23 protein-coding genes and 1 tRNA gene are annotated in these 23,553 nt (G+C 68.9%); 7 read left to right on the top strand and 17 right to left on the bottom strand.

Going from position 1 to position 23,553, the window contains the following annotated elements:
* Positions 1-205: 205 nt before the first annotated feature.
* Positions 206-628, bottom strand: coding sequence for a DUF6292 family protein (locus tag AB0B96_RS14715; protein ID WP_362898866.1), 423 nt, complete (start codon positions 626-628; stop codon positions 206-208).
* A 282-nt stretch (positions 629-910) separates the two neighbouring features.
* Between AB0B96_RS14715 and AB0B96_RS14710 the strand changes: the two genes are divergently transcribed.
* Positions 911-1,090 carry a hypothetical protein gene (locus AB0B96_RS14710; protein ID WP_362898864.1) on the top strand — a complete coding sequence of 60 codons (180 nt, stop codon included), beginning with the start codon at positions 911-913 and terminating at the stop codon, positions 1,088-1,090.
* A 169-nt stretch (positions 1,091-1,259) separates the two neighbouring features.
* Positions 1,260-1,688 carry a hypothetical protein gene (locus tag AB0B96_RS14705; protein ID WP_350949984.1) on the top strand — a complete coding sequence of 143 codons (429 nt, stop codon included), beginning with the start codon at positions 1,260-1,262 and terminating at the stop codon, positions 1,686-1,688.
* 205 nt (positions 1,689-1,893) lie between these two features.
* Here AB0B96_RS14705 and AB0B96_RS14700 read toward each other — a convergent pair whose 3' ends face one another.
* Positions 1,894-3,033, bottom strand: a complete 1,140-nt coding sequence (locus AB0B96_RS14700) for a cystathionine gamma-synthase (protein ID WP_350949985.1) — start codon at positions 3,031-3,033, stop codon at positions 1,894-1,896.
* 305 nt (positions 3,034-3,338) lie between these two features.
* Here AB0B96_RS14700 and AB0B96_RS14695 point away from each other — a divergent pair, with 305 nt between their 5' ends.
* Both AB0B96_RS14695 and AB0B96_RS14690 read left to right on the top strand, forming a co-directional pair.
* Positions 3,339-4,445 (top strand): RNA-guided endonuclease TnpB family protein, encoded by a 1,107-nt coding sequence (locus AB0B96_RS14695; RefSeq protein ID WP_362898862.1) that lies wholly within the window; start codon positions 3,339-3,341, stop codon positions 4,443-4,445.
* Positions 4,446-4,707: 262 nt separating this feature from the next.
* Positions 4,708-6,003: a histidine kinase gene (locus AB0B96_RS14690; RefSeq protein WP_362898860.1), complete on the top strand. Its 1,296-nt coding sequence runs from the start codon at positions 4,708-4,710 to the stop codon at positions 6,001-6,003.
* 24 nt (positions 6,004-6,027) lie between these two features.
* Here AB0B96_RS14690 and AB0B96_RS14685 read toward each other — a convergent pair whose 3' ends face one another.
* Entirely contained in the window at positions 6,028-7,398 is a 1,371-nt protein-coding gene (locus AB0B96_RS14685) for a cystathionine beta-synthase (protein ID WP_350949987.1), read from the bottom strand.
* A 134-nt stretch (positions 7,399-7,532) separates the two neighbouring features.
* On the opposite strand from AB0B96_RS14685, the gene AB0B96_RS14680 reads away from it, so the two are divergent.
* From AB0B96_RS14680 to AB0B96_RS14670, 3 genes are all read left to right on the top strand, one after another.
* Positions 7,533-8,507, top strand: a complete 975-nt coding sequence (locus AB0B96_RS14680; protein WP_350949988.1) for an SGNH/GDSL hydrolase family protein — start codon at positions 7,533-7,535, stop codon at positions 8,505-8,507.
* Between the two features lie 59 nt (positions 8,508-8,566).
* Positions 8,567-9,910 (top strand): PQQ-binding-like beta-propeller repeat protein, encoded by a 1,344-nt coding sequence (locus AB0B96_RS14675; RefSeq protein ID WP_362898857.1) that lies wholly within the window; start codon positions 8,567-8,569, stop codon positions 9,908-9,910.
* A gap of 194 nt (positions 9,911-10,104) precedes the next feature.
* The gene (locus AB0B96_RS14670; RefSeq protein ID WP_362898855.1) at positions 10,105-11,325 is read left to right on the top strand and encodes an acetyl-CoA C-acetyltransferase; all 1,221 of its coding nucleotides are present in this window, start codon (positions 10,105-10,107) and stop codon (positions 11,323-11,325) included.
* A gap of 105 nt (positions 11,326-11,430) precedes the next feature.
* On the opposite strand, the gene AB0B96_RS14665 is transcribed toward AB0B96_RS14670, so the two are convergent.
* The 14 genes from AB0B96_RS14665 to AB0B96_RS14600 form a co-directional block, all read right to left on the bottom strand.
* Positions 11,431-11,841, bottom strand: coding sequence for a PPOX class F420-dependent oxidoreductase (locus tag AB0B96_RS14665; RefSeq protein WP_350949991.1), 411 nt, complete (start codon positions 11,839-11,841; stop codon positions 11,431-11,433).
* Between the two features lie 68 nt (positions 11,842-11,909).
* Entirely contained in the window at positions 11,910-12,137 is a 228-nt protein-coding gene (locus AB0B96_RS14660; protein ID WP_350950018.1) for a DUF4287 domain-containing protein, read from the bottom strand.
* Positions 12,138-12,324: 187 nt separating this feature from the next.
* Positions 12,325-13,110: a Bax inhibitor-1/YccA family protein gene (locus AB0B96_RS14655; protein ID WP_350949992.1), complete on the bottom strand. Its 786-nt coding sequence runs from the start codon at positions 13,108-13,110 to the stop codon at positions 12,325-12,327.
* A 147-nt stretch (positions 13,111-13,257) separates the two neighbouring features.
* Positions 13,258-13,641, bottom strand: coding sequence for a helix-turn-helix domain-containing protein (locus tag AB0B96_RS14650; protein ID WP_362509416.1), 384 nt, complete (start codon positions 13,639-13,641; stop codon positions 13,258-13,260).
* A 212-nt stretch (positions 13,642-13,853) separates the two neighbouring features.
* Positions 13,854-13,926 (bottom strand) — tRNA-Leu (locus tag AB0B96_RS14645).
* A 241-nt stretch (positions 13,927-14,167) separates the two neighbouring features.
* On the bottom strand, positions 14,168-15,484 hold the full coding sequence (locus AB0B96_RS14640; protein ID WP_362898852.1) for an FAD-dependent oxidoreductase: 1,317 nt from the start codon (positions 15,482-15,484) through the stop codon (positions 14,168-14,170).
* A gap of 169 nt (positions 15,485-15,653) precedes the next feature.
* Complete coding sequence (locus AB0B96_RS14635; protein WP_362898850.1) at positions 15,654-16,454, bottom strand: uracil-DNA glycosylase; 801 nt, start codon at positions 16,452-16,454, stop codon at positions 15,654-15,656.
* Positions 16,455-16,736: 282 nt separating this feature from the next.
* Positions 16,737-17,894 carry a hypothetical protein gene (locus AB0B96_RS14630; RefSeq protein WP_362898848.1) on the bottom strand — a complete coding sequence of 386 codons (1,158 nt, stop codon included), beginning with the start codon at positions 17,892-17,894 and terminating at the stop codon, positions 16,737-16,739.
* 168 nt (positions 17,895-18,062) lie between these two features.
* On the bottom strand, positions 18,063-19,022 hold the full coding sequence (locus tag AB0B96_RS14625; RefSeq protein WP_362898846.1) for a Ppx/GppA phosphatase family protein: 960 nt from the start codon (positions 19,020-19,022) through the stop codon (positions 18,063-18,065).
* A complete protein-coding gene (locus tag AB0B96_RS14620) occupies positions 19,019-19,567 on the bottom strand; it encodes a DUF501 domain-containing protein (protein ID WP_350949998.1) in 549 nt (182 codons plus the stop codon). Before AB0B96_RS14620 ends, AB0B96_RS14625 begins: the two co-directional genes overlap by 4 nt.
* A gap of 42 nt (positions 19,568-19,609) precedes the next feature.
* On the bottom strand, positions 19,610-20,020 hold the full coding sequence (locus AB0B96_RS14615; RefSeq protein WP_362898844.1) for a septum formation initiator family protein: 411 nt from the start codon (positions 20,018-20,020) through the stop codon (positions 19,610-19,612).
* 75 nt (positions 20,021-20,095) lie between these two features.
* A complete protein-coding gene (eno, locus tag AB0B96_RS14610) occupies positions 20,096-21,373 on the bottom strand; it encodes a phosphopyruvate hydratase (protein ID WP_350950000.1) in 1,278 nt (425 codons plus the stop codon).
* Between the two features lie 575 nt (positions 21,374-21,948).
* A complete protein-coding gene (locus AB0B96_RS14605) occupies positions 21,949-22,887 on the bottom strand; it encodes a MazG family protein (RefSeq protein ID WP_362898842.1) in 939 nt (312 codons plus the stop codon).
* Positions 22,888-22,893: 6 nt separating this feature from the next.
* Positions 22,894-23,538: a SurA N-terminal domain-containing protein gene (locus AB0B96_RS14600; protein WP_362898840.1), complete on the bottom strand. Its 645-nt coding sequence runs from the start codon at positions 23,536-23,538 to the stop codon at positions 22,894-22,896.
* Positions 23,539-23,553: the final 15 nt, after the last annotated feature.

Genomic DNA, 23,553 nt, shown 5'->3' with positions numbered 1-23,553 from the left:
GCCCGCCGCATCCGCCGAGGCGGGCCCGGGATGATGTCGGACTCACGGCCTAAGGCGAGCCCGGGCGTCGGCGACTTCCTGCGGGCCCGGGTCATGTTGAACCTCACGGCCTAAGGCCGGGCCCAGGCGTCGGCGACTTCCTGCGGGCCCGCCGCACTCGCCGAGGCGGACCCGGGTCGACGTGGGCTCGCGGCCCGAGGTGGGCTCAGGCGTTGGCGTAGGCGGCGTATCCGTCGAGCGCCAGATCGAAGCCGTCGCGATAGTGGCGGTAGGAGCGGTAGCAGGGCCGCCATGCCGTGCTGTTGCCGACGCCCGCGCGGGCGTCGGCGATCGCGGAGGGGACCCGCTCAGGGGAGGGCAGCAGACCTCCGCCGAGATAGCGGGCGTCGGCGAGGACCGTGGAGGTGGCGGGGTCGCCGCTCGCGTAGCGGCCACGGCGCCAGCCGCTCTCCTCGTCCCAGACCAGCGCGTCGCCACCGGTCAGGCGAATGGTGACGGTGCGCGGGTCGCAGGGACCCTGCCACCAGCTCTCGACCGCCTCGCCCAGCGCCTCGACGACGAGGCCGACGTAGCGGGACGGCTGGTCGCGCCACTCCTCGGTATACGGCTCAACATGTTTGACACCCACGGCGGGCACTCCCTTGTGCCGTCTTGCTCTGTCTGGTTGAACGCCCGTCCGGCACGACCACGGTTTCACCACCGCCGGTCTCATCACACGGTAACGAGCTCGCCCACGATCCTACTAACGCCGCGGACGTGCTCCGCGCGGAACGCGAAGATCGACAATCGCGTATCGTCAATTCCGCCCCTCACCTCAACCGTTACCTTTTCGTGACAACCGCATCGATGTCCGCGCTGTCTACCCGATAAAGGAAGAACACCGTTGTGGAGGGGGGAAGAAGTGAGCCCGATGCTCGCGGGAATTCTCGTGGTGCTGATGCTCATCGTCTGCGTCTGTTTCGAGGTGTGCATGGTGCCACACGCGCGTGAGGAGAACGCGATCTCGGATCGCGGCGCCTCGGACCATGAGCGCGATGACGACCGTCCGGGCAGGTACGACACCGTCGAGGGTGAACCGTCCCTGTCGTGAACGGCGGCGACATCTCGGCCACGGGGCCGGCGAAAGAGCGAAGGACGAGGAGCACGTCCGCCCATTCCGTGGGAAGACCCTTCAAACGATCATTAAGGAAGACCACGCCGTCGGGTGACACCGTGCGAGCCGTACCCAGACGAGATCACCGGATACTAATGTCTGGCGCATGACAGACCACCTGCTGCTCTGGTTGCACATCGGTTTCGCGATCTTCGCCCTGGGGCCGATCACCGCCGCCACGATGTCGACTCCCAGATTCATCCGCACCAAGAACGTCGATGTCCTGCGTTATCTCCACAAGACCACGCGCATCTACGGTTTCGCGTCCGTCGGTGTCTTCCTGTTCGGGGCACTGCTGGGCCGCGAATTCCTTGGAAGGCCGTATCTGTCGGTATCCATGACGCTTTTCATCGTCGCCGCGGTGCTGCTGGTCATGGTGGAGCGGGACCAGCGCACCGCCATCCGGGTCCTCACCAATGAGAGCCCGGACGACGACGCCAAGGTGCAGGTCGGCCGGATCGCCGCCCTCTCCGGCGTGATCGTGCTGATCTGGATGGTCATCCTGGTGCTGATGGTCTGGGGAAGCCCGGCCTGAGCCCGCGTTTTCCCACCGCGCCCCTTTCCGGGCCGCAGCCGTTTCCTGGCCACGGCCGCTTCCCGGCCGCGCCCGTTTCCGACCCGGTGGCCGCCGTCTGCCCGGCGCCGGTTCCCGGCCGGGCGCCCGCACCCGGTCCGGCACCCGATCCCGGCCGGACGCCCGTTCCCGGCCCAGGATCCGGCTCCTGGACCGGCGCCCGCTCCTAGCCCAGCGCCTGGCTGAGGTCGGCCAGCAGGTCGTCGATCGACTCGATGCCGACCGACAGGCGCACCAGGTCGCCGGGCACCTCCAGCGGCGAGCCCGCCACCGAGGCGTGGGTCATCAGACCGGGGTGCTCGATCAGCGACTCCACGCCGCCGAGCGACTCGCCCAGGGTGAACAGCTTGGTCCTGTTGCACAGCTCGACGGCCTCGGCCTCGCCTCCGGCCATCCGGAAGGAGACCATGCCGCCGAAACGCCTCATCTGCTTGGCCGCCACCTCGTGTCCCGGGTGGTCGGCCAGGCCCGGGTAGAGCACCGAGGACACCCGAGGATGGGCGAGCAGCAGGTCCACCACCCGTTCGGCGTTCTCGCAGTGGCGATCCATCCGCACCCCGAGTGTCTTGAGACCGCGCAGCGTCAGCCAGGCGTCGAACGGCCCGGCCACCGCGCCCATCGCGTTCTGGTGGTAGGCGAGCTCCTCGCCCACTCCGGCGTCCCGCGCGACGAGCGCGCCGCCGACCACGTCTGAGTGGCCGCCCACGTACTTGGTGGTGGAGTGCACGACGATGTCCGCGCCCAGCGCGATCGGCTGCTGCAGGTACGGGGAGGCGAAGGTGTTGTCCACCACCAGCAGCGCGCCGCACTCGGTCGCGAGCTGGGCGAGTGCCGCGATGTCGGCGATGCCGAGCAGCGGGTTGGTGGGCGTCTCCACCCAAATGATCTTGGTCTTCTGGGTCACGGCGGCCGCCACCGCCGTCAGGTCGCCCAGCGGCGCCGGGTCGTAGTGCAGCCCCCAGCGCTCGTGGACCTTCGCGAACAGACGGTAGGTGCCGCCGTAGGCGTCGTTCGGGATGATCACGTGATCGCCCGGCCTGCAGATCGCCCGGAGCACCGCGTCCTCGGCGGCCAGCCCCGAGGCGAAGGCCAGACCACGGCTGCCGCCCTCGACGGCGGCCATGGCCTCCTCCAGCGCGGTCCTGGTCGGGTTGGCGGACCGGCTGTACTCATATCCGGCGCGCAACCCGCCCACGCCGTCCTGCTTGTAGGTGGACACCGCGTAGATCGGCGGCACCACGGCCCCGGTGTAGGGGTCGGGTTCCTGACCTGCGTGGATGGCCAGCGTCTCGAATCCTTGGTTCATGAGGTCAACGTTACTCGCGGCGCCGGGTGCCCCAGAGCAGCGGAAAACGCCGCCCAGGGAGCCTCCGGCCGCCTACTCCGCGCGCTCCCCGCCGATCCGCGAGAGCAGGACCGGGTCGGCGAGCGTCAAGGCCGCACCGACCACAAGCCCGGCGAGCAGGAGCACTATCCCAATGATGGTCATCGAATACCTCCAGTGTGGATACTCCGACCTTCAGGCCGGAGAGGAAACGCGGCACCATGCCGCGCGGACCTGGAATCGAATACACGTCCACTGTTAGCTGATCTTGCTTTAGAATGTGAGGCATGGCGCAGACCGTGAAGCGGGCGTTCAAGTTCCGCTTCCACCCGACCCCCGAGCAAGCTTCCGAGCTTGCCCGGACATTCGGCTGCGTGCGCCTCGTCTACAACAAAGCCCTCGAAGAACGCACCCGCGCCTACACACTGCAAGGCCGAAAGACCTCCTACGTGCAGTCGTCGGCCGCGCTCACGCAGTGGAAGAAAACCGACGACCTCGTCTTCTTGAACGAGGTGTCCTCGGTGCCGCTTCAGCAGGCATTGCGCCACCTTCAGGCGGCGTTCGCCAACTTCTTCGCCAAGCACGCGAAGTACCCGACGTTCAAGTCCCGCAAGAAGTCCCGCCTCAGCGCCGAGTACACTCGCTCGGCGTTCACCTACCGCAACGGTCAGCTCACCCTGGCGAAGATGAACGGTCCGCTGAACGTCGTGTGGTCGCGCCCGCTGCCCGAGGGGGCGCAGCCGTCCACGGTGACGGTGTCGAAGGACGCGGCGGGCCGCTGGTTCGTCTCCATCCTGTGCGAAGACAGCCTCCGGCCGCTGGAGCCGACGCCCAACGCGGTCGGGGTGGACGCGGGTATCACGGCACTGGCGACGCTCTCCACCGGAGAGAAGATCGTCAACCCCCAGCATGAGCGGGCCGACCGGCGCAAACTCGCCAAAGCTCAGCGCAACCTCTCCCGCAAGGCGAAGGGGTCGGCGAACCGGGCCAAGGCGAAACTCAAGGTCGCCCGCGTCCATGCCCGCATCGCCGACCGGCGCCGAGACCATCTGCACAAGGTCACCACTCGCCTCGTCCGTGAGAACCAAACGGTCGTGATCGAAGACCTCACCGTGCGCAACATGGTGAAAAACCACAGCCTGGCCCGCGCCGTCTCCGACGCCTCCTGGCGCCAGATGCGGACCATGCTGGAGTACAAAGCAGCCTGGTACGGGCGGGAACTCCTCGTAGTGGACCGTTGGTTTCCCTCCTCCAAGCTGTGCTCGGCGTGCGGCGTCCTTCAGCAGTCCATGCCGCTGGGCATACGGGAGTGGACCTGTGCCTGCGGCGCGGCCCATGACCGCGACGTCAACGCCGCCAAAAACATCCTCGCCGCCGGGCTGGCGGAGAGGTAAAACGCCTGTGGAGCCGGTGTAAGACCTCAACGAGAGTCCTCTCGGGCGGGCAACTGGCGGTGAAGCAGGAACCCTCACGGGTGACCGTGGGGAATCCCCTCCCTTCAGGGAGGGGAGGAGGTCAACTCTTTCCCCCTTCGACCTCTCAAGCATCGGCGACAGGCTCCCCGCGCCGCTTCCGCTGAAGGACCGGTTCTCCGGGGAACGATTCGGCCGAACGGCCGATATGACCACTCCTCCGCGAGGCTTAGGCTCGGGGACCGTGGGAGAGACGAACCGGCTGATCTACTGGGTCAAAAGACTCAGCGAGATCGCTTTGATCGGTTGGCTCGTCCTGCTCCTGCTGATCGACGTGATGGTGGTCTCGGCCATCATGTCGTCGAGGGGCGGCCTCAACCCGGCGATGCTGCTGAGCCCCGTGTGCGGCCTGGTGGGCGTCGTGGCGGTGGCGCGACGCCGCCGCTGGCGGGTCGGCGGGCTCGTCACCCTGCTGACGGTGTCGTTCCTGTCGTCCCTGATCATCGGGATCACCGACGGCGACGGCAGTCCCGGCGTGGCCGAGATCGGGTCGCTGCTGGTCCTCACCGTCGGCGGGCTGCGCGCGATCGAGCCGGTGCGGCGGGCCGCGCTGTTCTCCCTGGCGACGATGATCGTGCTCGAAACCTCCTCCGTCCGCCTGAACTTCATGAGCGGGGAACCGGCGACGGCCTCGGGCTTCCTGCTCTTCGTCTGCTGGTCCTGCGCCGCCGGTATCGGCGCCTACCTCCGCTTCCAGCTGGAGCGCCGCAGGGAGGCCGTCGACACGGTGCGGCGGTCCGAACGCCTGGAGCTGGCCAGGGAGCTGCACGACCTGGTCGCCCACCACATCACCGGGATCGTGGTGCAGGCCCAGGCCGCCAAGGTCGTCGCCGAGCAGAAACCCGAGGCCGTGGTCCCCTCCCTGGAGGCGATCGCGAACGCGGGGGCCGACGCGCTCACCTCGATGCGCCGCCTGGTCAGCGTGCTGCGCGCGGAGGACGGGGCCGCCCGCTCACCGGGCAGCACGCTCATGGACATGCGCACGATGGTCGAGCGTTTCTCCGCCGCGGGCCCCCAGGTCACCTTCGACATCGGCCAGGGCATCGCCGAGGGCACCGTCGCCCCGGAGGTGATGACCACCCTCCACCGGGTCCTTCAGGAGTCGTTGACCAACGTCCGCAGGCACGCCCCCGGCACCGACTGGGTCGAGGCGGACCTGAAGCTCACCGACGGCTCCGACCTGCGCGCCTGGGCCGAGAGCGTACGCGTGAAGACGGGGAACGACCAGGACCCGCGGGCCCGGCGTACCGCCTCCGCCCCGGCGGGCCCCCCGCCTCGCGAAGGCGCCTCACCCACCGGGGGCGCCGTGCGGCTGCGGGTGCGCAACTACGGCTCGTTGGCCGACGTCAGGGTCGCCCGTCTCGGCGGTGGGTTCGGCCTGGTGGGCATGGCCGAGCGCGTCGAGGCTCTCGGCGGCCGTCTGCTGGCCGGCCCCACCCGCTCCGGGGCCTGGGAGGTGACGGCGGAGTTTCCCCTCTGACCCCGCCCTCTCCTGAAGAACGGGCTAGTGGCTGGCGAGGAAGGCGAGCAGGTCCTGCCGGGTGATCAGGCCGACGGGCTTGCCGTCGTCGAGGACGACCGCGGCGTCGGCCTTCTCCAGTGCCTCGACGGCGATGGAGACCGGCTCCCCCGCGCCGATCGTCGGCAGCGGCTGCGACATGTGGGCGGCCAGCGGGTCGGTCGGCCGCACCCGGCCCCGGTACAGGGCGTCGAGCAGATCGCGCTCCAGGATCGAGCCGACCACCTCGGCGGCCATGACCGGCGGCTCCTCCTTCATCACCGGAAGCTGCGACACCCCGTACTCGCGCATGATCGAGATGGCTGTGTCGACCGACTCGTGCGGGTGGGTGTGCACGAACTCCGGCATGCCGGAGCTCTTCTGGGTCAGCACGTCCTTGACCAGGCCCTCCTCGCTGGAGGTGGTGAGGAAGCCGTAGTCGGCCATCCACTCGTCGTTGAAGATCTTCGACAGGTAACCACGTCCGCCGTCGGGCAGCAGCACCACGATCACGTCGTCCGGCCCGGCCCGCTCGGCCACGCGCAGCGCCGCGACCGTCGCCATCCCGCAGGAGCCGCCCACCAGCAGCGCCTCCTCGCGGGCCAGGCGGCGGGTCATGGTGAAGGAGTCCTTGTCGGAGATCGCGATGACCTCGTCGCAGATCGTGGTGTCGTAGTTGGCCGGCCAGATGTCCTCGCCGACGCCCTCCACCAGGTACGGCCGCCCGGTGCCGCCTGAGTAGACGGAACCCTCGGGGTCGGCTCCGATGATCTTGACCCGGCCGCCGGAGACCTCCTTGAGGTAGCGGCCGGTGCCGCTGATCGTGCCCCCGGTGCCGACGCCCGCCACGAAGTGGGTGATCCTGCCCTCCGTCTGGTCCCAGATCTCCGGGCCGGTGGAGTGGTAGTGGCTCTCGGTGTTGCGCGGGTTGGAGTACTGGTCGGGCTTCCAGGCGTTCGGCGTCTCCCTGGCCAGCCGGTCGGAGACCGAGTAGTAGGAGTCGGGGTGGTCGGGGGAGACCGCCGTCGGGCAGACCACGACCTCGGCACCGTAGGCGCGCAGAACCGAGATCTTGTCCTGGGCCACCTTGTCGGGCACCACGAACAGGCAGCGATATCCCCGCTGCTGGGCCACGATGGCGAGGCCGATCCCGGTGTTACCCGAGGTGGGCTCCACGATCGTGCCCCCGGGACGCAACTCTCCCGACTGCTCGGCGGCGTCGATCATCCGGACCGCGATGCGGTCCTTCACCGACCCTCCAGGGTTGAAATACTCCACCTTCGCCAGCACTTGGGCGGAAATGCCCTCTGTCACCTTGTTCAGTCGGACGAGAGGGGTGTTGCCCATCAGTTCGACAAGCGAGTCATGTACGCGCACCGGGATATCACCTCGAAATACCAAAGCTCGGTCGGCTTGTTGTCGTAATCGCCGCGATCCCCGTAGGGGTGGCAGGGACTCGGCTGTGTCACCAAAGGCAACGCTACCGCCCCGTACGGAGGGAGCGACGCCACGTGAGCTGGACACCGGGTACGGCGCGAGTCGCCCGCCGCGTCGCCGCGGCGGCCGCCCTGGGCGGAGGGGGCCTCACCGCGCTCGGCGCGGCGACCTACGGCCTGCTGCTGGCCGAGGCACTGGTGGCCCGCCGCACCGTCGGCCGCCCGCACGGCATGGAGGGACCGCCTTCGGACGGGGTGTACGGGGCCTTCGACGGCGAGCCCGTCAGGATGGTCATGCTCGGCGACTCCACCTCCGTCGGCCTGGGCACCTCGGAACCCGCGGAGACACCCGCCGTGCTGATCGCGAACGGGCTGGCCGTGATCGCCGAGCGGCCGGTTCGGCTCACCGTGACGGGCAGGTCGGGAGCGACCTCCGCGGAGCTGGGCGAGCAGGTGGACAAGGCGTTGAAGGCCAGGCCCGAGATCGCGGTCATCTTCATCGGGGCGAACGACGTCACCTCGCAGAGCAGGCCCGCCCACGCCGTACGGCACCTGCGCAAGGCGGTCGAACGGCTGCGGAAGGCGGGGGCGGAGGTGGTCGTGGGCACCTGCCCCGACCTGGGCACGGTCCGGCCGATCGCACAGCCTCTGCGCTGGGTGACGCGGCGATGGAGCCGCCAGCTCGCCGCCGCGCAGACCGTCGCCGTGGTCGAGGCGGGCGGGCGGACGGTGGCCTTCGCCGACCTGCTGGGGCCGGAGTTCGACACGAACCCCACGGAGATGTTCGGCCTTGATCGTTTTCACCCATCTACCCAAGGCTATCTCCAGATCGCTTACGCGGTGCTACCTTCCGTATGCAGTGCGTTGGAACTCTGGCCCGAGCCCCGGGTCCGGCGCACTGAGTCGATCTACCTCGCGGCGGCCAAGGCCGCGGAGGAGCCCGGCGCCGAGGTCTCCGCGACCCGTGTCGCCGGGCGAGCGACCGGACCTCACGGACGGTGGGTGACCATACTCGGCCGAAGGCCGTGGATGCGGCCCAACGACGCCTGAACACGGTCACCCTCCGCTGCGAAGCCGTAACGCCTCGCCCGCATTGGAGTGGAATACCCGTGATCCGGCCCCTCGCGAAACCGGCCCTGGTGCTCGCCGGAGCTTTGACCCTGGGCGGCTGCTCCGGCACTGAAGCGGCCACCCCCGACCATCCCACCTGGCACAACACCGAGGTGAACGCGGTCAGCCGCACCACCGCCGCCGGTGGCGTCGCCACGACGACCTCCATGAAGCCCGACGGCACGCTGGAGACGGTCGCCCTCGACCTCGCCACGGGCAGGAAGCTGTGGGCCCACCCCTCGACCATGGCGGGCCGCCTGCCGGGCATGGGGGTGCCCGCCCCCGCGATCGTCGAGACCTCCACCGGACAGACCGTCGCGGTGACGATCGACCCCGCCAGGCGGGGCCGCTGGAAGGCCACGCTCGTCGGCCTGGACGCCAGGACCGGGGCCCGCAGGTGGCGTCGCCCGGTGCACTCCACCTTCGGCCCGCAGCGGTGCGGGGCGTTCGTGTGCGTGTCCGAGAACACCGCGCTCGCGAGCGCCCGCGTCGTCGTCCTCGATCCGGCCACCGGCAAGGCCCTGTGGAAGATCCCCGGCATCGCCGAGGCCGAGTGGTCCGACGCCTCGCGCGTGGTGTTCCTCCGTCTGGCCCGCCACCCCGTGCTGGAGGCGCACGACCTCAAGACCGGCAAGGCCGTCTGGCGGCTCCCCGTCGAGCAGCCCCTCGGCGCCGGAGTCGACCTGTCGGGAGGCTGGTCCTTCGGCGCGACGGCGGGAAACCTCGTCGGATACGTCGCCCCCTACACCAATCCGAAGACGAGCAAGGTCTCCGCCTTCGGCCTGTTCTCCGTCAAGCTCTCCGACGGCACGGTCAACTGGATGCGCCCGTCGGTGGTCCGCGTCTATCCCAGCGGCAGTCCCGGCTTCGCCCCGGTGGTCCGCCCGGTCGACCAGGAGGGCCGGTACGGCGGGTTCGCCAGACTGGAGGCGGGGAGCGGCCGGGTGCTCGGCCAGATCTCCGCCGATCAGGTGCCCGAGGCGGGCTGGTGGCTCGCCTTCCCGCCTCGCATGGAGAAGGTCGGCTTCCTGCGGCACGGCGAGCCGGGTAGCGCCTTCGACCTTCCCACCGCCCGCGCGGCCGACGTCAAGGACGAGCGCGCCTGGTCCTTCTGCGTGACCGACCCCAAGCCGCTCGCACTCAAGGGCCAGAACCCCGGTTTCTACTCGGTGGCCTCGCTGTGCGAGTACAGGCTGGCCGACGGCAAGCGGGTGTCCGGCTCGGGCGCCCCGCCCCTCTGGTTCACCGGCAGTCAGAACGGCTGGCGGATGTGGCGCGACGAGAAGGGCGCTCTGCACGGGATCAGGGACGGCGACGGCACCTCCCCCGGCATGTACGGCTGACATCCGGGCGTCCACGGCCGTACCACCGTCACCCGTCACCCGTCACCGACAGGGCGGCCGGGCCCCTTCCTCCGGTCGGGAAGGGGCCTCGCGCTCCCCGTACAAAGTTCTGTTTCAACGCCCCTGGGCGCGGTTTTGGGCATACCGCGCGGTACGCTCCGCAGGAGGAGCAGACATCAACCCAGGAGAGCCACATGCCCGAGGCAGTCATCGTCGCGACCGCGCGCTCGCCCATCGGACGCGCCTTCAAGGGGTCCCTCAAGGACATCCGCCCCGACGACCTGACCGTACAGATCATCCAGGCCGCGCTCGCCAAGGTCCCCCAGCTCGACCCGACCACGATCGACGACCTCATGCTGGGCTGTGGCCTGCCGGGCGGCGAACAGGGCTTCAACATGGGTCGCGTGGTCGCCACCCTGCTCGGCCTGGACGGCGTGCCGGGCACCACCGTGACCCGCTACTGCTCGTCCTCGCTGCAGACCACCCGGATGGCCCTGCACGCGATCAGGGCGGGCGAGGGGGACGTGTTCGTCTCCGCGGGCGTGGAGTGCGTCTCCCGCTTCGCCAAGGGCAGCTCGGACTCGCTGCCCGACACGACGAACCCGCTCTTCGTCGACGCCCAGGCCCGCACGGCGAGTGCCGCGGAGGGCGGCAGGGGAGTCTGGCACGACCCGCGCGAGGACGGCCTGATGCCCGACGTCTACGTGGCGATGGGCCAGACGGCGGAGAACCTCGCCGGACTGAAGGGCGTCTCCCGGCAGGAGCAGGACGAGTTCGGTGTCCGCTCCCAGAACCTGGCGGAGAAGGCCATCGCCAACGGCTTCTGGGAGAAGGACATCACCCCGGTCACCCTGCCCGACGGGACCGTGGTGAGCAAGGACGACGGCCCTCGGGCGGGGACCACCTACGAGGCGGTCTCCCAGCTCAAGCCGGTCTTCCGGCCCGACGGCACGGTCACCGCGGGCAACTGCTGCCCGCTGAACGACGGTGCCGCCGCCGTGATCGTGATGAGCGACACCCGGGCCGCCGAACTCGGCATCACCCCGCTCGCCCGGATCGTCTCCACCGGGGTGACCGGCCTGTCCCCCGAGATCATGGGCCTGGGCCCGGTCGAGGCCTCGAAGCAGGCCCTGGCCAGGGCGGGCATGGCCATCGGCGACGTGGACCTCGTCGAGATCAACGAGGCGTTCGCCGCCCAGGTCATCCCGTCCTACCAGGACCTGGGGATCGACATCGACCGGCTCAACGTCAACGGCGGCGCCATCGCGGTCGGGCACCCCTTCGGGATGACCGGCGCCCGCATCACCTCCACGCTGATCAACAGCCTCGCCTTCCACGACAGGTCGATCGGCCTGGAGACCATGTGCGTCGGCGGCGGCCAGGGCATGGCGATGGTTCTGGAACGCCTCAGCTGAACCGGGCCGGGCGCGGTGTCGTCGGGCACCGCGTACCGGGGAGATCTCCCGACGCGGGCCACCCGGTCAGGCGAGCGCGCGGCCGGGGTGTGTCCCGGGACGCGGTCAGCCGTGCACGTCGGGGCCGGCTCGGGTGATCGCGATCCTCAGGATCACCCGCCGCTCCCGCTCCATCGCGGCCCGGTAGTCGTCCCAGTCCGGGTGCTCGCCGGAGATGTCACGGTAATAGCCGACCAGGAGATCCATCGCCTCGGGCAGGGAGACGATCTCCGCGACGCCGTCGATCTGGATCCACTCACCGAAGAAGGCGTCGGTCGTCACGCAGAGCGAGACCTGCGGGTTCCTGCGGAGGTTGCGTACCTTCGCCGCCGTCTCCCTGGTGCTGACGATCGCGTTCCCCTCCGCGTCGAGCCCCACGGTGACCGGGGAGAGTTGCGGGCGGCCGTCGGCGTGTGAGGTCAGCATGACCGCTCGGTGGTTGGCGCGGATGAACCCGCGCGCCTTGTCATGATCCATGACTCCATCATGACCCACGCCGAAGCCCGCACCACCGGAGCGGCGCGGGCTTCACGGAGATGGACGGCTTACAGGTGGCGGGTACGGCGGTGCCGCTCGTGCTCGTGCACGATGGCCGCGGCGTAGCCGTGGGTCAGCCCGTGCTCGTTGGCGAGCCAGGTGGCCCGCTCGTCACAGCGAAGGAACGACGGGCCGTTGTCGATGGCTTGAAACCACTCTGGGAGTGCACGTCCGGTGATGTCCGGAACCCTGGCGATCAGCTTGCTCTGCGTCTCCATCGAGTGGTTCAACGACATGGGCACCTCCACGGATAGGCTCCTTTGCTCGACAGTGCATCACGAAAGCCCAGATAGCAAGCCCTGAGATGCTCTCTTCCTTCGCGGTTCGTCCATCCCCCTTTGCCTTCCGTTCACTCGTCCGTCGCCGGAAAAAACGAGAGGGCCCCGCCGGAACGCGTCCGGCGGGGCCCTCTCCGTGCTGTCGTCAGTCGCTACTCGAGAAGTAGCTCAGCAGGCGCAGGATCTCCAGGTAGATCCAGACCAGGGTGACGGTGAGGCCGAAGGCCATCAGCCACGAGTACTTCTCCGGGGCTCCGTTCCGCACGCCCTGCTCGACCTGGTCGAAGTCGAGGAGGAGGAAGAAGCAGCCGATGAGGATCGTGGCGATGCTGAACACGTAGGCCAGCGGGCCGCCCGACCGGATGCCGATGCCGTCCTCGATGAAGAACCCGGCGACCAGGTTGATGAGCATGAGACCCATCAGGCCCAGCCCGGCGGCCACGACGAACTTGGTGAACTTGGGCGTCACGCGGATGATGCGCAGCGAGTAAACGGTCAGCATGGCGGCGAAGGCCAGAGCCGTACCGACCACCGCCTGGAAGACGATGCCGCTGTACAGATCGTTGTAGACGTGGCTGATCACACCGACGGCGACACCGTAGGCGACCGAGTAGCCGAGGATCAGAACGGGGTTGGTGCTGGACTTGAACGAGATGACCAGGGCGAGGATCAGACCGACGATGACACCGGCGATCGCCGCGACCATGCCGAGGTTGAGCACCCAGGCGACCGCCGCCGAGACGACAAGCGTGCCAAGCGTGATGAAACCACGCACGACCACGTCGTCGATCGTCATCGTCCGCTGTGCGGGCGGCGCGTATGACGGCGTGTTGTACATGCCCTGAAGCTGGTCAGGGGTGGGGGTCGGCATGCCCCAACCTTGCTGCTGGCCCTTGGCCTGCCGACTGAATACGGGGTTCTTGCTCTCCATCGCTGCCTCCACGCTGCGACCTACGCGATCAGCGTATTAGATCGGTTGTCACACGGCCGTATCGTGCTGATATCCATGTTGTCCAGGCGACCGTACGGCTACCGCCGATGGTGCCAACGAACAGGTGGCGCCTTCGGTTCCCGGGCCTCACATCTGTCTTGCCGCTCGCTCGTCGAAGAGTCGCTGCGACGCCTCGACCTCTTCGAGATTGCGGCGCGCCCACTCGCAGATGCCGGTCACGGCCACCGAAAGGTCGCGCCCCATCCTGGTGAGCACGTACTCCACCGTGGGTGGCGAGGTCGGGTAGACGTTGCGCTCGACGATGCCGTCACGCTCCAGGGCCCGTAGCGTCCGGGTCAGCATGCGCTGGTTGATCCCCTCGATCCGCGCCTTGAGCCGGGAGAAGCGCTGGGCCTCGTGCCCCAGCGCCGCGATCACCAGCAGGGACCACTTGTCCCCGATATGACCGATCAACTGTCGGGCGACCCCGTTCGCCCCCAGCACGGACTCCAGGTTCGCCTCGCTACTCATGGTTACTATTTTATACCAGGGATACATCGAATCCCGGCCCTCAGCACTCCACGGAGAATGATCACAGTTATGTAACTCCAAAAGTTTTGCGAGCACATTTGGGAGGGGTACTCCCGACCGTTCGGCACGGGTCACACGGAGCCGGATAACACGAAAAGACCCGCGACCACGTTTTCACTGGTCGCGGGCCTTGTTCCGCAGATCATCATGAGTGCCCCCGGAGGGACTCGAACCCTCACTCGAACCCTTTTAAGGGGTTTGCCTCTGCCATTGGGCTACGGGGGCGCCGTAATCATACGTAACGGACCACTCATGCGTAACTGCTCAAGGCAACCGTCGCATCACTTCCGCTGAGAATCTTATGGATCGTCCCGCCTTCGGGGGACCCGGTCAAGGAATAGCACATCGCCGGGAACGGCGAACCCGGAGGTGGGCCTCGTCGGCCACCTCCGGGTTCGGGAGTTCCGTTCACTCTCCGGGTTCGGACGTCCGGTTCACACTCGGAGTCTGTTCGCCCTTCGGGCGTTCAGTTGCTCGCCGCGGCGCGGAACTCCGTGCGCGGTTCCTCGATCTCTCCGAGAGAGACGGTCTCGCGCTTGAAGAAGAGCGCCAGGGTCCAGTCGGCCGTCACCCGGACCTTGCGGTTGAAGGTGGGAACCCGCGACAGGTGGTAGGTGCGGTGCATGAACCACGCGGCGAGCCCGCGCAGCTTGATCCCGTAGACGTTGGCGACCCCCTTGTGCAGGCCGAGCCCGGCGACGGAGCCGACGTACCTGTGCCGGTAGTCGACCAGCTCCTGCCCGTGCAGGCTCCGGGTGATGTTGTCCGCGAGGACCTTGGCCTGCCGTACGGCGTGCTGCGCGTTGGGCGCACAGTACTGGCCGGGGTTGGTCAGGTCGGGCACCCCGGCCACGTCTCCCGCCGAGTAGGCGTCCTCGACGCCGACCACGGTGAGACGGGCGGTCGTCTTGATCCTGCCTCGCTCGTCGAGGGGCAGGTCTCCGGCGTTGACGACCGGACTCGGCTTCACCCCGGCGGTCCACACGATGGTGGCCGACTCGAACTCGTCTCCGTCGGAGAGCTTGACCAGGCCGCCCTCGCAGGAATCGAGGCGGGTGTTCATCTTGACCTCGATGCCGCGCTCACGCAGCTGCTCGGCGGTCCACGCGCCCATCTCGGGGCCCACCTCGGGGAGGATGCGGTCGGTGGCCTCGACGAGGATCCAGCGCATGTCCTTGCGGGAGATGTTGCGGTAGTAGCGGGTGGCGTCCACCGCCATGTCCTCCAGCTCGGCCAGCGCCTCGACGCCGGCGAAGCCCCCGCCGACCACGACGAACGTCAGGGCGCGCCTGCGCAGGGCCTCGTCGTCGTCGCTCTCGGCCCGGTCGAGGAGTTCGAGCACCCGGTTGCGCAGCGCGATCGCCTCGCCAACCGTCTTGAAACCGATCGCGGCGTCGGCCAGGCCGGGGATGGGGAGCGTACGGGAGATCGATCCGGCGGCCATCACCACGATGTCGTAGTCGATCTCGTGCGGGGTGCCGACGTTGGGGGCGAAGGTGACGGTCTTGGCCGCGTGGTTGACCTTGGAGACCTTGCCGTTGAGGATCGTCGCCTTCGAGAGCACGCGGCGGAGCGGGACGACGACGTGCCGGGGCGAGAGGTTTCCCGCGGCGGCCTCGGGGAGGAACGGCTGGTAGGTCATGTGGGATTCGGGGGTCAGGACGGTGATGCGCACGCTTCCATCGCGGAGCTCCCTGCGGAGGGTGTGCTGCAGGCGCAGCACGGTGTAGAGGCCGACATAGCCTCCACCCACGACCACGATGTGCTTGGAGTTGCGGTTCACTTCGACACTGTCCTTAGCTTCGAGGCTTGTGAAACCTTTCACAAGGATACGCTCACGCTTCCCGTCGCACCAGCCGCCCATCTGGCAAGCTGGATCTAATTTCCGTCATCAGCTAGAAACATCACTCTTCTCGACAGAATTCCGATCAATCTTCTCTTTGTGATCGACTTCACAAGCCCCGTAGCGCGTTCGCCCTGCTGAAGAGATCGTCGAGCATCTGTGCGGTCACCCTGCCGGTGAAGGTGTTCTGCTGACTGGGGTGATAGCAGCCGAGAAGGTGCGCGGGATTTCCCTGGGGAGAGGTGATCTCCACCTCGGCGCCGTGCCCGAAGGGCGGTCTCGGCCGCGGCAGGGCGTACCCGGCGTCCCTCAGCGCGGGCCAGATCGCCTGCCAGGCGAAACCACCCAGCGCGACGACCACCCGTACCTCCGCCGAGACCAGGGCGACCTCGCGGGAGAGCCAGGGCAGGCAGGCGGCCCGCTCGGCGGGCTCGGGCTTGTTGGCGGGCGGTGCGCACCGGACCGCGGCCACCATCCGCGCGCCGACGAGCCGCTGGCCGTCGTCCGCGCGAAGGCTCGTCTCCTGTACGGCCAGGCCCGTCCGGTACAGCGAGGCGAACAGCCAGTCGCCGCTGCGGTCTCCGGTGAAGATCCTTCCGGTCCTGTTGCCGCCGTGCGCCGCCGGGGCGAGCCCGACGATGAGGACCTCGGGCCTCTCGTCACCCCATCCCGCGATGGGCCGGCCCCAGTAGGTCTCCTCCGCGAACGCCCGCCTTCGCACCGTCGCCACCTCCTCGCGCCACTCCACCAGGCGCGGGCAGGCCCGGCAGACCGACTGCGCGGCCGTGAGCTCCGCGAGGGTACGGCTCTCCCTCGCGAGTTTCCGCACTTCGGCGGGGTCGTGGGCGACGGGGGTGCCGGGCTGGGCAGGGTCACCGGGCCAGCCGGATCCCGGAGGAACGTAGCTCATGTCCTCGATGGTGCCCGACACGCGAGAGCGCCGGGTCCACGCTCGCGATGCCCGGCGCGCGAGACCACCCGGTTCACGCCCTCACGGCGTCCGGCACGGGAGCACTCGATTCACGCCCGCACGGGAGCGCCCGAACCACCTCCCGCCCCGGGGAAGCCGGAAGACGGCGCGGGAAACGAGAAGCGGCGCCCGCTGGGTGCGGGCGCCGCCTGTTTCACTCGGGACGCGGCCCGGCGTCAGCCGCCGGGCGCGCTACCTCGACCTACCGTGTCCTCAACGTTCTCAGCCAGCGGTCTCGGTGACGGCCGGGGTGGGAGTGGGGGTGGGGGTCACGGTGGGCGTCGGCGTCGGGGTCGGCTTCGGCGGGTGCTTGCAGAAGACCTTGCCGACCGCGGTGCCGGTGGTCGGGCCACCGGAGATCTCGATCGCGCGCTTGGACTCACCGGAGGCAGAGGCGGTCCAGCTGTCGGACACGCTCTGGCTCTGCGAGCCGTAGCCGCTGAAGTGGGCGTACTTCCAGTCGCCCGCCACACCGTCGCTGATCCAGCGGTACCTCACGGTGGTGCGGCCGCTCGCGCCGATCGTGCCGGTGAAGGTGCGGGTCGTCGGGCAGGTGCCCGCGTAGAAGGACGGACCGTCCACGGACGCCCAGACCTTCGGCGACGTGTCCTTGCACCAGATCTTGAAGTGGACGCGGTTGGAGGACGCCTTCACCGGGCCGACGACCTGCAGCACGGCCCAGCCCCTGAAGTTCTCACCGGGCTTGATCACGTGGACGACCTTGCGCGAGCCGTTGACGCGGATGGCGTCACGCTCGACGACCTCGCCGTTGACGACCCAGCGGTAGTGCACCCAGCGGGTACCGGTGGCGGTGATGCGACCGATCAGGGCAGCCTGGCAGTTGCCCTCGTCGACCCACGCGTCGGCGTCGACGCGGCGAGGAACGACGACCTCTTCCTTGTCGCCGTTGGAGCCACAGGTGACCGAGAACTTGCCCTTCGAGGAGGTGGCGCCACGCGGGGACAGGACCTGGATGGCCTGCCAGCCCTTGACGTTGCCCTTGAAGGTGGACTTCTCCTTGACCGTGAAGCTCTTGACGCCCTTGCCGCGGAAGGTGAAGGACTTCACCTTGCTCTTCGAGCCGTCACCGTGCAGCCACCGGTAGGCGACCGTGGTCTTGCTCTTGACGGCCTTCACCTTGATCTTCGAGGAGAAGGTCACGCCGACGGGGCACTCACCCTTGTACTTCGAGGGCGATGCCTTGGGGGTTCCGACAGAGACGGCCGGCTTCGGCTTGCCGACGGCCGAGGCCGCCGTACCCGCCTGGCTCGAACCACTGGCCGCCGCTGCGGGCGTGGCCAGCATGCCTACTGCCATCGTCGCCAGCATGGCCGCGCTGGCTCCTGCTGCGGCTAGCTTGGTGGCTAGTCCGGACTTCATGAGGGGATGCTCCGTTCGTTGGGAAGCAAGATTGCTCGGGAGACGGTTGCCGCCCCGACAACAGCTGTGCCGGGCCCTACGGCAAAGCCTCACTAAAGCTTCTTTACCTAACCATAAACGGGAAGCTTTCCTCAATACTCCCTAAACGGGTTAATTGTCTAGATCTCGCTACGAGTCAGCAATCGACCACGCGATGCCATCGAGGATGTCGTGCTCGCTGGCGACCACGTCTCCGAAGCCGTAGCGGGTCACTATTCGGTCCAGGATGAGCGCCCCCGCCCCGATCACGTCGACCCTTCCCGGGTGCATGAGGGGAATCGCAGCCCGCCGTTCAACGGTCATTCCAAGCAAGCGCTTGGCGACGTCATGCACCTGACCTGCGGAAATTCGCGAATGATGAATTTTCTTCGGATCGTATTCCGGCAGCTCAAGCGCTATTCCCGCGACGGTGGTCACGGATCCCGCGAGCCCGACCATCGTCAGCGCCCGCTCCACGGGCACCTCGGCCGCGACCCGGTCGAGCGCGTCGTCGATGTCGGCGGTCATCGCCTCGACCGCCTCCGCCGAGGGAGGGTCGCCCGCGTCGCGCAGGTGGCGCTCGGTCAGCCGGACGCACCCGATGTCGACCGAGAGCGCGGCCTCCACGTGCGTCGAGCCGAGCACGAACTCGGTCGAGCCGCCACCGATGTCGACCACGAGGTACGGCGGGCGGGTGCCCTCGGGGGCGGGCAGGCCCGTCTCCTCGGAGAAGCGCACCAGATCGCGGGTCGCCCCGGCGAACGACAGCTCCGCCTCCTCCGCACCGGTGATCACCTCGGGCTCCACGCCGAAGATGTCGCGCACGCCGTCCACGAAGTCCTGCCGGTTGGCGGCGTCCCTCGTCGCGCTGGTGGCGACCACACGGACCGAGGAGGCCCCGAGCCCGTCGATGAGCCCCGCGTAGCCTCGCATGGCGGCGAACGTACGCTCCAGGGCCTCCGGCGCCAGCCTGCCGGTCCTGTCGACCCCCTGCCCCAACCGGACGATCTCCATCCGGCGCTCCAGGTCGATCAGCCTGTCCCTGCCGACGTCGGCGACGAGCAGACGGACGGAGTTGGTGCCACAGTCGATCGCGGCGACGCGGATCACTCGGTCTCCTTCGAGGTCGGTGCCACGGCCTCGGCACACGGGGCTACGGATTGGTCGACGCACGGCCCGGCGGACCACCAGTCGCCGAGCGCGTCGAGGGCCTCGCGGCCGAAGGGGTTGCCACCCGGCACCGCGAGTTCGTGCCCGACCAGGGCGTGCAGGCACTTGACCCGGGTCGGCATGCCCCCGGTGCTCTGCATGTCGCGGGGCAGCGGCTCCAGGCCCTCCTCGGCGGCCGCCCTGTCACGACGCGCCACATAGTCGTCGTGCGCGGCCCGGTACGCCTCGGCCAGCTTCGGATCCTCGGCGAGCCTGGCCTGCATGTCCCGCATCATCCCCGAGGTCTCCAGCCTGCCGATGGCCGAGGCGGCCCTGGGGCAGGTGAGGTAGAACAGGGTCGGGAAGGGCGATCCGTCGGGCAGCCTCGGGGCGGTCTCGACGACGTCGGGAAGCCCGCACGGGCAGCGATGCGCCACCCTCCGCAGTCCGCGCGGCGTCCGGCCGAGCTGTCGCTCCACCGCCGCCACGTCGCGGTCGTCAACCATTCGTGGACACCCCCCTGAAAGACGACAACCAGGGTATCGGCGTCACCCGGCGGACTTGGCCGCCTTCTGTCCCCCGCCGCTGTCGGCGGCCTTCACCGAGTCCCACAGCGTCTCGTACCACGGCGGCCTGGCGACCGCCTGGCGCTCACCGGTCGTGCCTTTACCCGGCGAGGGCGCGTCCCCCATGACGACGTAGCACTTCTGCCCCGGATCGCAGTAGAAGAGGCGCTCCCTGCCCTGCCGCTTGATGAAGCCCGGGTCGAGGAGCTGCTTGGAGCGGTCGTCAAGGGCCTTGATCGCGGCGATCTCCCTCGCCTTCTCCTGCTCCAGCTGGGCGATCTGGCGGCGCTGGGCGACGTACTCCCTGATGGGGTAGGCGAGGCTCATCGCGATCGCGCACACCACGATCGCGAGCACCGCGGCCCGTCCCGTCAACTGTGGTCGTGCCGCCATGCGTCCCCCTCCGTCTCCACGCTCGTCCGCGGTGTGGCTCGCGCCCGGATCCGGGCGCGAGCCGCCAGCAAAAAACTACCGCCGGAAGCGCGGGAACGCGGCGCGACCCGCGTAACGGGCCGCGTCGTCCAGAAGCTCCTCGATGCGGAGCAACTGGTTGTACTTGGCCACCCGGTCGGAGCGGGCCGGGGCGCCGGTCTTGATCTGACCGCAGTTGGTGGCCACCGCGAGGTCGGCGATCGTGGTGTCCTCGGTCTCGCCCGAGCGGTGGCTCATCATGCAGCGGTAACCGCTGCGGTGGGCCAGGTCCACGGCGTCGAGGGTCTCGGTCAGCGTGCCGATCTGGTTCACCTTGACCAGCAGCGCGTTCGCGGTGCCCTCGGCGATGCCGCGGCCCAGACGCTCGGGGTTCGTCACGAACAGGTCGTCGCCGACCAGCTGGACCTTGTCCCCCAGGGCGCGGGTGATGGCGTTCCAGCCCTCCCAGTCGCTCTCGTCCAGCGGGTCCTCGATGGAGACCAGCGGGTAGTTGGCGACCAGGTCCTCGTAGAAGGCGATCAGCTCGGTCGCCGACAGGCCCTTGCCGTCGATGGTGTAGACGCCGTCCGAGTGGAACTCGGAGGCGGCCACGTCCAGGGCGAGCCCGATGTCCTCGCCCGCGACGTATCCGGCCTTCTCGATGGCGACCAGGATCAGGTCGAGCGCGTCACGGTTGGAGGGCAGGCTCGGCGCGAAGCCGCCCTCGTCGCCGAGGCCGGTGGCGTACCCCTTCTCCTTGAGGACGGACTTGAGGGCGTGGTAGACCTCGGTGCCCATCCGCACGGCCTCGCGGAACGTCTCCGCCCCGATCGGGGCGATCATGAACTCCTGGATGTCGACGTTGCTGTCGGCGTGCGCGCCGCCGTTCAGGATGTTCATCATCGGCACCGGCAGCACGTGCGCGTTCGGACCGCCGAGGTAGCGGAAGAGCGGCAGCTCGGCGCTCTCCGCGGCGGCCTTGGCCGCGGCGAGCGAGACACCCAGGATCGCGTTGGCGCCCAGACGGGCCTTGTTGGGCGTGCCGTCGAGGTCGATCATCACCTGGTCGATGCTGCGCTGCTCGGCGGCGTCGAACCCGAGGATCTCGTCGGCGATCTCGTCGGTCACACCGAGAACGGCCTTCTCGACACCCTTGCCGCCGTAGCGCTCGTCGCCGTCACGCAGCTCGACGGCCTCGAACTGGCCGGTGGACGCGCCGCTGGGAACCGCGGCGCGCCCCTGGCTGCCGTCGTCCAGGAGGATGTCGACCTCAACCGTCGGGTTGCCCCGGGAGTCAAGGATCTCTCGGGCGGTAACGCCCTCGATGGAAGCCACGAAGCGCTCCTAAAGTCGCAGGACAGTTTGCCTCGGAAGCCTATCGAGATCCCCATACCGACACGGCGACCGGGCCACCGCCGAACAATGTTCGCGCAATTTCCATACAAACCTCCCAACACACCCCACCCCCACCTCAGACCCCGCCCATCTCCCCCTCACCAAGAACCGCCCCAAGAACACGTCTGACTCGATCGGGGCAACCGCCGCCGAATGGCCTCACCGCCACATCCCCAGAAACCCCGGGAACATCCCCAAGGCCCCCTGAGGACATGCCCAACCCGCCTTTCCTCGCGGGACTACCCGTGAGGCCGCGCCGGCGACTGGACTGAGGAGAGGAAGGTCGTGAGGAACGAGCGACCTTCCCCGACGAGGGAAGGAGCCGGACAAAAGCGGCCGAACCGCGACGCGTCAGCGTCGCCAACAAACCGGTGAGGCCGCGCCGGCGACTGGACTGAGGAGAGGGAGGTCGTGAGGAACGAGCGATCTTCCTCGACGAGGGAAGGAGCCGGGTAAGAGCGGCCGAACCGCGACGCGTCAGCGTCGCCATGTAGCAGCGTCGCCGACAACACTTCTCACCGCGACGCGAAGCGTCGCTTATAGGCACGAGCCACGGCCCGCAGTTCCGCCTCAGGGTCGAGTCCGGCCGCCTGAGCCTGCCGTACGAGCTCGAAGAGCCTCGCACCCAGACCGTCGGCGGGAACCCCCTCGGGAAGGGTCGTCGGGGCTCCGACGCCCTCGGCGCGGCGCAGGAGCTGCGCGACGAGGGAGAGCGCCGGCTGGCCCATCGGGACGCCGTCGACGACCGAACCGGGGTCGCCGCCGTTCTTGGCCGCGCGCTCGGCGGCCTTGATGGTCTCCCAGTTGGCGCTGACCTCTCCGGCGCCCTCGACCCGGGTGTCGGCGAAGACGTGCGGGTGCCGGCGGACGAGTTTGGCGACGATGCCCTCGGCCACGTCGTCGACGTCGAACCCTTCCGGTCCCTCCGCTGCGACCCGCGCGTGGAAGGCGACCTGCAGGAGCAGGTCGCCCAGTTCCTCGCGCAGCGCCGCGCGGTCGCCCTCCTCGATCGTCTCCAGGACCTCGTAGGCCTCCTCGATGAGGTACGGGGCGAGGGACTCGTGGGTCTGGCGGGCGTCCCACGGGCATTCGACCCGGAGCCGGTCCATCACCGAGACCAGGTCGAGCAGTCGCGCGCCCGGCAGGTCGTACGAGCCCGGCACGACCTCGATCACCGGCGGGTCGTCGAGCACCACCGCGGCGTGGCCGATGGAGCGCATCAGCGCCTCGTCGGCCTCCAGCCACACGACGGTCCCCGAGACGGCCTCGCGGACCAGCGCGGCCGGGTCGCAGACGACCACCTCGACCTCGACCCCCGCCTCCGCCAGGTAGGGCAGGTGCGGGTGGTCGGCGGACCCGGTGCGCACCGGGCCCTCCTCAAGGACCTGCCACGCGCGGCGGCTGAGCAGCCCGGGAGCGACCCGGGGCGAGGTGGTGACGACGATCAGCGACATGCCGAGCTACTGCTGCGGCGGCGCGGGCGGCGCGTCGGCGGGGCCGGGAGCGCCGACGGTGCCGAAACGACCGGCGTCGGCGAAGACGCCCGGCTGCTGCTCGCTCCGCTCCTCGTTCAGCTTGCCGTACCGGGGGTTCCAGGTGATCGGCATCGCCTGCAGGTCCTTGATCGCCTGCTGCTGGCCGCGCTGGATGGCGGCCTCGTCCGTACCGCCGCCGTACTTGGCGACGAGCTTGCTGACCATCACCTGCGACTTCAGGAACTCGCGTGCCTGCGAGGGCGCCACGGCCTGCTGGAGCATCTGCTGCTCGAACTTCTCCTGGCCTCCCTGGCCCGCGATCACCTGGTCGACCTCGCCCTCGGTGACCGTGATGCCCTTGCTCGTCGCGACCTGCGCGTACTGCTTGGCGTTGGCCAGCTGGAAGAGCACGAGCTGCGGGACGCTGTCCTGGAACTGCAGCTGCGAGGCGGACAGGCCGGCCTTGGCCAGCGCCGCCTCGTACTCCCGCACGTTCCTGTCCAGCTCGCCCGAGCTGATGCGCTCCCCGCCCACGATGGCCGCGGCACCGGCCTGGTTCGGAGAGCAGGCGGTCAGCGCGACACCGGCGGCGACGACCGCCAGGATGACGCGGATTCGAGTCGACTTCACATGCGTTCCCTTCAC

The sequence above is a fragment of the Streptosporangium sp. NPDC049046 genome, from assembly GCF_040649155.1.
GTDB lineage: Bacteria > Actinomycetota > Actinomycetes > Streptosporangiales > Streptosporangiaceae > Streptosporangium.
This window is presented reverse-complemented; position numbering and strand designations above follow the sequence as displayed.